Source organism: Pseudomonas sp. RP-B7 (assembly GCF_059803535.1).
This window is the reverse complement of record NZ_JAPFHC010000009.1, coordinates 15,592-27,896: the sequence shown is the minus strand read 5'-3', so window position 1 is coordinate 27,896 and position 12,305 is coordinate 15,592. Positions and strand designations below refer to the sequence as shown.

The following is a 12,305-nucleotide window of genomic DNA, read 5'->3' as shown; positions in this document are numbered from 1 at the left end:
CGACCGCTGGTGATCGTGCAATTCGCACGGCTCCCTTGGGGGCATCGTGCAGGATGCTGTGCCAACCAGCCTTGTCGTATATCTAACTCATTGATTTTATTGAGTTTTATTTTGTAAAAAAACTGGCATGCGCCCTGCAATACCTCTCCCAACGAATAATCAGAATGCGGGAGAACATCAGCATGACTCGCCAAAGCCTCAGCCAATTGCATGTATCGCCACTGCGCTTGCAGCAAGGTCTGTTTGCCAGCCTGGCCCTGATGGTCACGCTGATTGGCGGACAGCAGATGCAGCATTGGCAGCAGAGTCAGCAACAAGCCCCGCACTTCGAGCGTCCGCTCATGACGCAGACCCATTTCAGTTCCATCAGCAGCGTTTCCGCCGGTGTAACCGCACCCCAATTGAGAGTGGCTGACCAGGATTCGACCCCTGGCGAGCTGCCTACCCAAGAGCGTTGGGTGTTTTAGGCAATACATACGCTCGCTCACCTTGAGCGTCCGTACCGCACGACCTCTATAAAAGCGTAAGGAGAATCACCATGTTGAGTTGGGCAATCACGTTTCTGATCATCGCCATTGTGGCTGCAGTCCTGGGCTTCGGTGGTATCGCGGGCACCGCCACGGGGATCGCCAAGATCCTGTTTGTTGTCTTCCTGGTGATGTTCATCGCTTCGTTCTTCTTTGGTCGTCGCGGCCGAGGCTGAAAATGACCACTTTGTCCTTTAAAACCCTGGCTGCCGCCCTGCTCTTGGGCGGTAGCGGCTTGGTGATGGCCGCCAATGACGGCCAATCCCGCGCCAACGAATTGCTCGCGGCGGACCCGCAATACCGCGAAACCTGGCAAGGCGTGGTGAAGAAAGAAGAGCGTCTGCCGGAGTGGGTGCTGAACCTGTCGGGCACGGCCGAGCAAATGAATGCCGTGCAGGAAGACGGGGACAAATACCTGGTCGGGCCGCTCTGCGAAACGGCCGACACTTGTCTGAAGAAGCGTCTGATCGTTGCCTTCAGCCTCGACAAGGAAGATGCCTACGCCCTGTTGGTGGAAGTCCCGGCCGGTTTGCCGGCGGACAAGTCGCCAACGCGGCACGCCGACTACCGTTTTATCGGTAAGCCGGACGAAGGCATGCAGAAGCTGTTGATGGAGCAGTTGAAGAAAGATCCGAATTGGTACTAGACCCTGTCTGGCGAGCCGAGTCAGGTTGCAAAGCGTCGACGCAGGTTCACAAGCTCACGGCTTGCTGAACTTGCGACGGGCTTGTGACGTTCATCCCCTGCCTCTCATGCCGCTCGTAGTCGCAAATTTCCTTTTCGCCCGACTCCAACCATTACTTGGTGTGTCGGCGTGACCATCTATCGATAAAATTTGCTTGGTGCCATAGGTCATTTCTGACATGGCACCCGCGTAATCCCAGGTATTTCTGCCATCCCTTCCAAGTTGTCCTGAATCTCTGAGCGAGCCGGGTTTGGCAGGTTCACGGCATATTCAACGGGCAATTTGTCGCATTTGAACTGACCGTTCGGACAGTTATTATGAAAAAAAGCCATGCCGATTCGGCATAGGGTAGGCGTTTACGGCATTAGACGCCGCTCCCTTGCATCGGAATAGTTGCGCCTTTTTTCGCCTGCCAGTAAGCCATTTCGGCCACGCTGCGGTGACCTTTCATGGAGGCAGATGCTCACACTTTTTCGCTTTCGAGCGTTGCGGCTGGCGCATTTGCCTTGAGTTCACTTGAAGTAAGGGTAATGACATGAAGAAGGCAAAGCTAAGCCTCGCCTGGCAGATCCTCATCGGTTTGGTATTGGGGATCGCGATCGGTGCAGTGCTCAACCATTTCAGTGCTGAAAAGGCCTGGTGGATCAGCAATGTGTTGCAGCCAGCGGGCGATATCTTTATTCGCCTGATCAAGATGATCGTGATCCCGATTGTGATTTCCTCGCTGATCGTCGGCATTGCCGGTGTCGGTGACGCGAAGAAGCTCGGGCGTATCGGCGTCAAAACCATCCTTTACTTCGAAATTGTCACGACCATCGCCATCGTGGTCGGGCTGCTGCTGGCCAACGTGTTCCATCCGGGTGCCGGCATCGACATGAGTACCCTGGGTACGGTCGATATTTCCAAATACCAGGCCACGGCTGCCGAAGTGCAGCACGAGCATGCGTTCATCCAGACCATCCTCAATCTGATCCCGTCGAACATCTTCGCCGCCGTCGCCCGTGGCGAAATGCTGCCGATCATCTTCTTCTCGGTGCTGTTCGGCCTGGGCCTGTCGAGCCTCAAGCCTGAACTGCGCGAGCCGCTGGTGACCATGTTCCAGGGCGTGTCCGAGAGCATGTTCAAAGTCACCCACATGATCATGAAGTACGCGCCTATCGGCGTATTCGCACTGATCGCGGTGACTGTCGCCAACTTCGGCTTCGCCTCGCTGCTGCCGCTGGCCAAGCTGGTGATCCTGGTTTACGTCGCCATCCTGTTCTTCGCCTTTGTAATCCTCGGCCTGATCGCCCGCCTGTTCGGCTTCTCGGTGATCAAGCTGATGCGCATCTTCAAGGATGAGCTGGTGCTGGCCTACTCCACCGCCAGCTCCGAGACGGTACTGCCGCGTGTGATCGAGAAGATGGAAGCCTACGGCGCGCCAAAAGCGATCTGCAGCTTCGTGGTGCCGACCGGCTACTCGTTCAACCTCGACGGTTCGACCCTGTACCAGAGCATCGCGGCGATCTTTATCGCCCAGCTGTATGGCATCGACCTGTCGGTCGGCCAGCAACTGATGCTGGTACTGACCCTGATGGTCACCTCCAAAGGCATCGCCGGTGTGCCGGGCGTGTCCTTCGTGGTGCTGCTGGCGACCTTGGGCAGCGTGGGTATCCCGCTGGAAGGCCTGGCGTTCATCGCCGGTGTCGACCGCATCATGGACATGGCGCGTACCGCCCTGAACGTGATCGGCAACGCCCTGGCCGTGTTGGTCATCGCGCGTTGGGAAGGCATGTACGACGACGCCAAAGGCGAGCGCTACTGGAATTCCCTGCCGCACTGGCGCAGCAAGGACGCGGCTCCGGCTGCCCAGGCGACTCGCAGCTGATAGCGCGAGCGCTGTGAGACAAACCCCGGGAAATCCGGGGTTTGTCGTTTCTGCCAGCCCCGTTATCATTCGGCCCATCATTCGGGGGATTTAACTGATGCTCAATGGCCTGTGGCTTGGCTTCTTTGTCGTGGCAATGGTGTCAGCGCTGGTGCAGTGGCTGGTGGGCGGCAACGCCGGGATATTTTCGGCAATGGTCGAAAGCATTTTCGCCATGGCCAAACTGTCGGTGGAAGTCATGGTGCTGCTGTTCGGCACCCTGACCTTGTGGCTGGGCTTCCTGCGTATCGCGGAAAAAGCCGGGATCGTCGATTGGCTGGCCAAGGCCCTTGGCCCGCTGTTCCGTCGCTTGATGCCGGAAGTGCCCGCCGGCCACCCCGCCATCGGCTTGATCACCCTCAACTTCGCCGCCAACGGCCTGGGCCTGGACAACGCCGCCACGCCCATCGGCCTCAAGGCCATGAAGGCGCTGCAAGAGCTCAACCCCATCCCCAGCACTGCAAGCAACGCGCAGATCCTGTTCCTGGTGCTCAATGCGTCCTCGCTGACGCTGTTGCCGGTGACCATCTTCATGTACCGCGCCCAGCAAGGCGCCGCTGATCCGACGCTGGTGTTCCTGCCGATCCTGCTGGCCACCAGCGCCTCGACCCTGGTCGGCCTGCTGTCGGTGGCGATCATGCAGCGCCTGCGCCTGTGGGACCCTGTGGTGCTGGCCTACCTGATTCCCGGCGCGTTGGTGCTGGGTGGCTTCATGGCGTTGCTGGCGACCCTGTCCGCTACTGCGCTGGCCAGCCTGTCGTCGATCCTTGGCAACCTCACCTTGTTTGGCTTGATCATGCTGTTCCTGATCATCGGTGCGCTGCGTAAGGTCAAGGTGTACGAAGCGTTTGTCGAAGGCGCCAAAGAAGGTTTCGACGTGGCCAAGAACCTGCTGCCGTACCTGGTGGCGATGTTGTGTGCGGTCGGTGTGTTGCGCGCCTCGGGGGCGCTGGAGTTCGGCCTGGAAGGGATTCGCCACCTGGTGGCCTGGACCGGCATGGACACGCGCTTCGTGGATGCCTTGCCGACCGCGATGGTCAAGCCGTTCTCCGGCAGTGCTGCACGGGCGATGCTGATCGAGACCATGCAGACCCAGGGCGTGGACAGTTTCCCGGCGCTGGTCGCGGCGACGATCCAGGGCAGTACCGAGACCACCTTCTACGTGTTGGCGGTGTACTTTGGCTCGGTGGGGATTCAGCGGGCGCGGCACGCCGTGGGCTGTGCGTTGCTGGCTGAGTTAGCGGGTGTCGTTGCGGCTATCGCGGTGTGCTACTGGTTCTTTGGCTGAGGCTGAGGCTGAGATCGCGATCGCAGGCAAGCCAGCTCCCATATTTGACTGTATTCACAAATCAAAAATGTGGGAGCGGGCTTGCCCGCGAAGAGGCCCTCAGCGTTTCGGCGCTGTATTGCCCTGCTGCACCACCCATTCCACCACCTGCTTGTTCAACTGATCACCCGCCAGCCCAAACCCGGCCACCACCGCCGGCACTTTGGTGTCATTCACCGGCTGCCTCACTTCAAACCGCCGGCTGGCAATAATCCGCTGATCACTGCCGCGCACCAATCGTGCGTCGAGGCGGATCACCACCTCCACGGCATTGCCGCGGTATTCACTCTGGAACGCCTGCAATTGCCCGCCCAGCTCGTAGTCGGCTTGCAGATTGGTCTCGTCGGTACTCAGCAACGTTACCCGCCCATCGCGCTGGAACCCGTCCAGCAGGCGATTGCGCAGCAGCACCGGCGACGGATCGCTCCAGCGCGAATTGGCATAGCTGCTGATCAGGTCGCCATTGGGCACCACGGCAATACGTGGGCTGTCGAGAAATTCGCTGGTCTGGGGCTTGGTCACGCGCAATGACCAGGCCACTGGCGTGCCTTGGGTCGCCGCTGGGGCTGCCGCCAGGCGGTACACGTCCGATGGGTCAGGCTTGGGCAGGATCGAGCACGCGCTCACCAGGGCCAGGGCTACAGGGGCGATCAGTTGATAAGCACGCTTCATGGCGTGAACTCCTTGTTCTTGTCGCTGCCCAGCAGGTAGCCACTGGGGTTGGCTTCCAGGCGGCGGGAGATGGCGCGCAGCGAGCCGAGGGTTTCGCGCAGTTCGCGCACGGCCGGCGCCAGTTCGTTGAGGCCCTGCATGCCGCTGTTCACCGAGTCCTTGTTGTCGGTCAGCAAGGTGTTGATGGTGGCGGTGCTTTTTTCCAGGGATTTCATCGCCTGCTCGGCACTGCTGAACGCCTGCTTACCTTGATCGTTGAGTAGGCCGTTGGCGTTGCGCATCAACACCGTGGTTTGTTCCAGGGCGCCGCTGGCTTGCTTGCTCACCTGCATCAGTTGCTGCATCACCACTTTGATGTCGCCGCGCTGGTCGGCGATGGCGCCGGTGGTTTGCTGCAAGTTGTCCAGGGTAGTGGTCAGGCGCTCGACGTTCTCCCGGGAGAACAGCGCATTGGCGTTATGTAGCAGCAGGTTGATGCTGCTCATCAGGTCGTTGCTGTTGTTGAGCAAGCGCGCGATCGGCGATGGAGAGGCGATGATTTCCGGCAGGTTGCCGTTCTTGCCCTTGAGCACCGGGCTTTGTGGCGTGCCGCCGCTGAGCTGGATGATCGAGGTGCCGGTGATGCCGGTCAGTGCCAGTTTGGCCTGGGTGTCTTCCTTGATCGGCGTCTGCCCGGCCAGGCGGATGCGCGCGAGGACGCGGCGTGGGTCCTTGGGGTCCAGGCGCAGGCTGATCACGTCGCCGACCTTGATCCCGCTGTACTGCACCGAACTGCCTTGGGACAGGCCGCTGACGGCCTCGTTGAACACCACTTCGTAATCCTGGAAGGCGCTGTCGATGCTGGACTTGGCCAGCCACAGGCCAAACAGCATCGCGCCGACCACTACGATCACGCTGAACAGACCGATCATCACATGATGGGCGCGGGTTTCCATGTCATACCTCGTTGAGCGGTTGAGCGGCATCCAATGCCGCACGGCCCCGGGGGCCGTGGAAATATTCGTGAATCCAGGCGTCATCGGTTTCCGAGACGACATCGATGGCATCCGCCACCAGCACTTTCTTTTGCGCCAACACCGCCACGCGGTCGGTGATGGTGTACAGCGTGTCCAGGTCGTGGGTGACCAGGAACACACTCAGGCCCAGCGCATCGCGCAGGGTCAGGATCAGTTGGTCGAATTGTGCCGCGCCAATCGGGTCGAGGCCGGCGGTGGGTTCGTCAAGGAACAGGATGTCCGGGTCCAGGGCCAACGCACGTGCCAGGGCGGCGCGCTTGATCATGCCGCCGGACAGCGACGCCGGGTATTTGTCGGCCGCTGACAGGGGCAGCCCGGCCAGTGCGAGCTTGACCGCTGCCAAGTGCTCGGCGTCACGGCGGCTGAGGCCGGCGTGTTCGATCAACGGCAGGGCGACGTTCTCGGTGACGGTCAACGAGGAAAACAGCGCGCCCTTCTGGAACAGCACGCCGAAGCGCCGTTCCACCAACGAACGTTCATGCTCCGCCAGGCTCGGCAGGTTCTTGCCGAACACCCGCACTTCGCCTTCACTGGGCCGCCGCAAGCCGACGATGCTGCGCAACAGCACCGACTTGCCGCTGCCGGAACCGCCAACCACCGCGAGGATCTCGCCCTTGTACAAATCCAGGTCGAGGTTCTCGTGCACGCTCTGGCTGCCAAAGCGATTGCACAGCCCGCGCACTTCAATCACCGCCTCACTGGGCGCTCGGTGCAGGCGACTCACCAGCTCATCTCCATGAAGAACAGCGCGGCGACCGCATCCAGCACAATCACCACAAAGATCGATTGCACCACGCTGGAGGTGGTGTGGGCGCCGACCGACTCGGCACTGCCGCTGACCTTGAAGCCTTCCAGGCAGCCGATGGCTGCGATCAGGAACGCGAAGATCGGCGCTTTCACCATGCCCACCAGGAAATGCTGTACGCCAATGTCGGATTTGAGCAGCGAGAGAAACATCGCCGGGGAAATATCCAGCGCCACGGCACACACCACGCCGCCGCCGACTATCCCTGACAGCATCGCCAGAAACGTCAGCATCGGCAGCGACACCAGCAGTGCCAGCACGCGTGGCAGCACCAGCAACTCCATGGGGTCCAGGCCGAGGGTGCGGATCGCGTCGATTTCTTCGTTGGCCTTCATCGAGCCGATTTGTGCGGTAAAGGCACTGGCGGTGCGGCCGGCGATCAGGATTGCAGTCAGCAATACGCCGAATTCCCGTAGGAAAGAAAACGCCACCAGGTCCACGGTGAATATCGTTGCGCCAAAGCTTTTGAGCACCGTCGCACCGAGGAACGCCACCACGGCGCCGACCAGGAAGGTGAGCAAGGCGACGATGGGCGCGGCATCCAGGCCGGTCTGTTCGATATGCGCGACCATCGGCGTGATGCGCCAGCGCTTGGGCCGGAAAATGCCGCGGGCCAAGGTCTCCAGGATCAGGCCGATAAAGCCGAGCAATTGCTTGCTGTCGATCCAGACCTTGTCCACCGCCCGGCCAATGCGTGCCAGCACCTGGATGCCGGTGGCTTCTTCTGGGGCTTTATCGGGTACGCAGAAGTCATTGAGGGAGCGGTAGACGGTCTTGAGCAGTGCGCGGTCGGCGGCAGACAGGCTGCAATCGGTCTGTTCGGCGGATTGCTCGATACGGGTGGGGCCCAGCAGTTCCACCAGCAACGACGCACCGGCGGTGTCCAGGGCGCCGAGGCCGTTAAGGTCGATGCGTGCGCCGGCGTCGTATTGGCCGTCGAGCTTGTCCGACAGCTTTTTCAGGTTTGCGTAGTGGGCAAGCGTCCAGTCCCCCGTAATCTTGAGTAACGGCGGAGTGGAGGAGGTATCGAGATGGGCTGCGCCGGCCGTGGTACTACTGGTCATAAGCTCCGAGCTTGTTTGGCTATCCACAATTCCTACGTAATAGCACGAACCTACCTACTTTGGGTTGTCCGTTTGTGCTGCGTCGACGACTTTGAACCGCAGTACGCCGATCACTTGGCCGTCTTCGGTCAGCACTTGCACCTGCCAGCGGCCGACGGCATCGCCGGGGAAATTCTGCTTGTGGGTCCAGGCGCGATAGCCTTCCTTGCGGCCGCCGTGGATGTCCAGGGCGATGCGGTCGACCTCTTTGCCATTGAATTTCCACACGTGGTAGATCCGCTCGTCCAGGCCACGCGGGGCGTTGATCGCGGTGTAGGCGTAGAGCCCGTCGCTGCGCAGTTGGGCGAGGCTGACTTGCTTGAGGTCATCGCCGGGCGTGCGGTCTTGCAGTTGGGTGCTGATGGCCACTTCTGTCATCCACAGGGTGGCCGGCGGTACCCAACTGCGTAGGAACCAGCCCGCGCAACCAATCGTGGCAGTGACCCCCAGAAGCATCCCCCAGCCCTTGAGGCTGCGCAGCGGCAGGCTCACCGCCAGGCTTGGGATCGACAACGCCATGGCGACGCCCAGGGCGAGCTTGTAACTTTCGGCGGTGGTCAGGTGCAGGATGATCGGCAACGCGGTGAGCAGCGCGGCAAACAGGGTCAGGGTGTGCAGCGCGAGGAACAACGAGCGCTTGGGTGCCAGCCACTTGTAGTACAGCGGGTCGACGATCGACACCAGCGCTGCCGCGCCGAGCAGGCCGGTGAACACCGATTGGCCGCTGTTCCAGGCAGTGGTGACGAAAAAGAATGGCAATACGAAGAACAGGCTTTCCTGGTGGATCATCTGGGTCGCGTAGCGCAGCAGCGGCTCGGGGATTTCCCGCTTGAAGACCTTGGTGAACAGCTGGGTAAAGCTGTTCTCCAGCATCAGCCACAACCAGCTCACCAGCATGATCACCGCGATCCAACTGGCCATGCCCTGCTGGCGATCCACCAGAATGAAGCTGCACACACCCGAGATAAAGCCGCCGAGTGCAATCACCCCTGGGTAGCGCTTCATCAGTTCGAGGATGCGGGTGATCAAGCGGGTCAGGTTTTGCATTCGGCGGTTCGCAGTCTTTGTAGGAAAAATCCCAGACAGAATAACGTCTTAGTCCTGGGTCCGGTGCCCGATTACGCGATCCGTTTGCGATAAACCCGCACGCTGATCAATACAATGGCAATCAGCCCGAGCAACCCGGCGCCGATCCAGTTCAGCATGTTGTAGCTCAGCAGCGGTTTTTCGATGCGCCAGTAGCCCGGCTGTTTGAACACTTGGCGCATGGCGCCGTTGGCCTGGTCCAGGCTCACGGCCTTGATGCGTTTGACCGGGTCGCTGAAGTGGCCGTTGTTATAGTCGCCCGCCGCGCTCCAGTAGTAATCGGCCAGGGCGCTGTTGCCCTGCACGGCCCAGGCCTGTCGGGCAATGGCGGCGTGTTGCACGCGGGCGAATACGGCGGGGTCGAGGCCATCCTTTAGCAGTTGTGCCTGCAGGTTTTTCAGCACCTGTTCGGCTTGGGGGAGGTTTTCCCGCTCCAGGTCGGCATTCAGGCTGAGGAAACCGACGCCGCCGAGCACTTCGCGTTCGCTCCAGGGGCCGTAGGACAAGGTGTGTTTGAGGCGCAGCTGGCGGTACAGCGCCCAGTCGAGATAGTCCTTGAGCAGGTCGTAGGTATCGTCGTGCTGCTGGTCCAGTACCGGCTCGGGGAACAGCCAGTGCAGCTTGGCGCTGTTGCCGACCCAGCCGTGGATCAGTTCGCGGTGGTTGGCGGCGGCGTGCTGGATCTGCGGCAGCTCGGGGTGTTCGCTGGGGTCGACCGGGTCGAGTTGGCCGTAGGTGCGTTCCAGGTAGGCGGGTAGGAGTTTGTCGAGGTCGCCGACGATGATCAGGGTCATGTTGTTGGGTGCGTACCAGTGTTTACGCAGTGTTTCCAACTGATCGCGGGTCAGCTGGCCGACTTCGGCGCGTTCCGCGCATTTGAGCCCCAGTTCGACGGCCAGTTGGTTGCTGGCGGTATGGCCGAGGTCCTGGCGGTCGAGCAGACGTTGCAGGTGCGAGTAATGGCCGCCGTCTTCGCGTTCCACCACTTGCTTGGCCGCATTGATATTGGCCTCGGTCAGTTCGGTGCGGGTGATGATCGCCAGCAGCAGGTCGAGGACCTTGCGCTGGTTTTGCGCCGGGGCTTCGATCACGAAGGTGGTATCGGCGTTGCTGGTGTAGGCGTTCCACTCGCCGCCGAGGGCTTGCATGCGGTCTTCCAGGTCGCCTTCGCCGCCGCCGTCGATGCCGCTGAACAGCAAGTGTTCGAGCAGGTGCGGCAGTTCCTTTTCCTCGCAGGGGAAGTCATCCAGGCCCACACCGACCACCAGGCGGATCGCCACATGCCCACGCTCGGTGCCCGGCTTGAGCAGCAACTGCAGGCCGTTGGGCAAGGTGTAGCCCTCCACTTGCAGGCGGTCAAAGGCGTAGGCGTGGGCAGAGCCCATGAGCAGGCAGATAAATAACAGGCGACGCATAACAAGCTTCCTGGCGAGTGAGGTCAGTTTTAACTGACTTCGCGGGCCATCGTACGTTCAGGGCGAATGTGTGATGTCGGCAATATCTTCGGCAGAGAGCGCGCCGGTCTCGGACGTTTCCAACACGACATAGGCGCTGCTGCAAAACAACGAGTTGAGGCGTTTCATGTCGGCAATCAGCTCCAGGTGCAGGGAACTGGTCTCCAGGCTCTGTACGATCTTGCGCTGCAAACGGCTGACATGGGCGTGGGCCAGGCGCCGTTCCTGGGCGCGAAAGCGGCGTTTCTCGCGCAGCAATTGGCGAGCACTTTCCGGATCGGCACTGAGGAACACCGACAGGCCCAGGCGCAGGTTGGCGATCAGTTGGCTGTGCAGGTCGGACAGTTCTTCCAGGCCGACTTCGGAGAACTGGCGACGCTGGGAGGTCTTCTGCTGCTGGACTTTGCGCAGCATGCGTTCGATCAGGTCGCCCGCCAGCTTGAGGTTGATCGACAACTCGATGATCTCGGCCCAGCGCCGGCTGTCCTGCTCGCTGAGGTCTTCGCGGGGCATTTGCGCCAGGTAGAGTTTGATCGCGCTGTACAGCGCTTCGACGTCATCGCTGAGGCTACGCATCTCCTGGGTGATAGCGGTTTGTTTGCCGCGCAGTACTTCCTGCATTGAGGTCAGCATGTTGTCGATCAGGTCGCCCAGGCGCAGGGTCTCGCGGGCGGCGTTGGCCAGGGCCAGGCTTGGCGTGGCCAGGGCGGCAAGGTCGAGGTGGCGCGGCTTGGCCTTGCCGTTGAGCTCTTCCCGTTCGGGCAGCAACCAGGCGCACAGGCGTGCCATCGGGCCGATGGTCGGCAGCAGGATCAGGCAGCGGCTGACGTTGTAGAGCAGGTGGAAGGTGATGACCATGCCTTGGACGCCGTAGTCCAGGCCATCCATCCAGCGTACGAGAGGGTCGAGTACCGGGATGATCAGCAGCAGGCCGATCAATTTGTACAGCAGGCTGCCCAGCGCCACCTGGCGCCCGGCGGCGTTTTGCATGCTGGTACCGAGGAAGGCCAGTACGCCGCTGCCGATGTTGGCGCCGATCACCAGGCCGATGGCCACGTGCAGGCTGATCACGCCGGCGCCGGCCAGGGTCGCGGTGAGTAGGACGGCGGCCAGGCTGGAGTAGGAAATCATCGCGAACAAGGCGCCGACCAAGGCATCCAGCAGGATGTCGCCGGTCAGCGAGGCGAAGATGACTTTGACGCCCTGGGCGTGGGTAATCGGACCGGCGGCTTCGACGATCAATTGCAGCGCCAACACGATCAGGCCCAGGCCGATGCCAACGCGACCCAACTGCCCTGCCCGCGTCTGTTTGCGCGACAGGAAGAAAATCACTCCAAGAAAAATCAGCAGCGGCGAGAGCCAGGACAAGTCAAAGGTCAGCACCCGCGCCATCAGCGCCGTTCCGACATCGGCGCCAAGCATGGTGGCCAGGGCGGGCATCAGCCCCATCAACCCTTGGCCGACGAATGAGGTCACCAGCATTGCCGTGGCGTTGCTGCTCTGCACCATGGCGGTCACCAGGATACCGGCGACAAACGCCAGCCAGCGCTTGGACATGTTCTGCCCGATGACTTGGCGCAGGTTGGAACCGTAAACCCGCAGGATGCCGGTTCGGACGATATGCGTGCCCCAGATCAGCAGGGTCACGGCGGAAAGCAGATTGAGCAAGGTCAGCATGCTCGGCCCCCCGTGTAGGTGCGCTTCAAGAGAAGCGTAGGAAAGTT

General features: G+C 61.2%; 12 protein-coding genes. 5 read left to right on the top strand and 7 right to left on the bottom strand.

What is annotated here, in order from left to right:
* Nucleotides 1–182 precede the first annotated feature (182 nt).
* From OPU96_RS10765 to OPU96_RS10745, 5 genes are all read left to right on the top strand, one after another.
* A complete protein-coding gene (locus OPU96_RS10765; protein ID WP_226454807.1) occupies nt 183–467 on the top strand; it encodes a hypothetical protein in 285 nt (94 codons plus the stop codon).
* Between the two features lie 71 nt (nt 468–538).
* On the top strand, nt 539–703 hold the full coding sequence (locus OPU96_RS10760; RefSeq protein WP_003170804.1) for a DUF1328 domain-containing protein: 165 nt from the start codon (nt 539–541) through the stop codon (nt 701–703).
* A gap of 2 nt (nt 704–705) precedes the next feature.
* The gene (locus OPU96_RS10755) at nt 706–1,173 is read left to right on the top strand and encodes an inhibitor of vertebrate lysozyme family protein (RefSeq protein WP_192298213.1); all 468 of its coding nucleotides are present in this window, start codon (nt 706–708) and stop codon (nt 1,171–1,173) included.
* A 574-nt stretch (nt 1,174–1,747) separates the two neighbouring features.
* A complete protein-coding gene (gene gltP / locus OPU96_RS10750; protein WP_226454808.1) occupies nt 1,748–3,079 on the top strand; it encodes a glutamate/aspartate:proton symporter GltP in 1,332 nt (443 codons plus the stop codon).
* 97 nt (nt 3,080–3,176) lie between these two features.
* On the top strand, nt 3,177–4,406 hold the full coding sequence (locus OPU96_RS10745) for a nucleoside recognition domain-containing protein (RefSeq protein ID WP_226454809.1): 1,230 nt from the start codon (nt 3,177–3,179) through the stop codon (nt 4,404–4,406).
* Between the two features lie 99 nt (nt 4,407–4,505).
* Here OPU96_RS10745 and OPU96_RS10740 read toward each other — a convergent pair whose 3' ends face one another.
* The 7 genes from OPU96_RS10740 to OPU96_RS10710 all read right to left on the bottom strand — a co-directional run bounded on the left by OPU96_RS10740 (nt 4,506) and on the right by OPU96_RS10710 (nt 12,258).
* On the bottom strand, nt 4,506–5,117 hold the full coding sequence (locus OPU96_RS10740) for an ABC-type transport auxiliary lipoprotein family protein (protein WP_192298216.1): 612 nt from the start codon (nt 5,115–5,117) through the stop codon (nt 4,506–4,508).
* A complete protein-coding gene (locus OPU96_RS10735) occupies nt 5,114–6,052 on the bottom strand; it encodes an MlaD family protein (RefSeq protein ID WP_192298217.1) in 939 nt (312 codons plus the stop codon). Before OPU96_RS10735 ends, OPU96_RS10740 begins: the two co-directional genes overlap by 4 nt.
* Before the next feature lies 1 nt (nt 6,053).
* Nucleotides 6,054–6,857 (bottom strand): ABC transporter ATP-binding protein, encoded by an 804-nt coding sequence (locus tag OPU96_RS10730; protein WP_370694875.1) that lies wholly within the window; start codon nt 6,855–6,857, stop codon nt 6,054–6,056.
* Complete coding sequence (locus OPU96_RS10725) at nt 6,854–8,002, bottom strand: ABC transporter permease (protein ID WP_192298218.1); 1,149 nt, start codon at nt 8,000–8,002, stop codon at nt 6,854–6,856. The genes OPU96_RS10730 and OPU96_RS10725 overlap by 4 nt, the downstream gene beginning before the upstream one ends.
* 54 nt (nt 8,003–8,056) lie before the next feature.
* The gene (locus tag OPU96_RS10720) at nt 8,057–9,088 is read right to left on the bottom strand and encodes a DUF5924 family protein (RefSeq protein WP_498559067.1); all 1,032 of its coding nucleotides are present in this window, start codon (nt 9,086–9,088) and stop codon (nt 8,057–8,059) included.
* Between the two features lie 71 nt (nt 9,089–9,159).
* Entirely contained in the window at nt 9,160–10,542 is a 1,383-nt protein-coding gene (locus tag OPU96_RS10715; RefSeq protein WP_498559066.1) for a M16 family metallopeptidase, read from the bottom strand.
* A 57-nt stretch (nt 10,543–10,599) separates the two neighbouring features.
* Complete coding sequence (locus tag OPU96_RS10710) at nt 10,600–12,258, bottom strand: Na/Pi cotransporter family protein (protein ID WP_192298221.1); 1,659 nt, start codon at nt 12,256–12,258, stop codon at nt 10,600–10,602.
* Nucleotides 12,259–12,305: the final 47 nt, after the last annotated feature.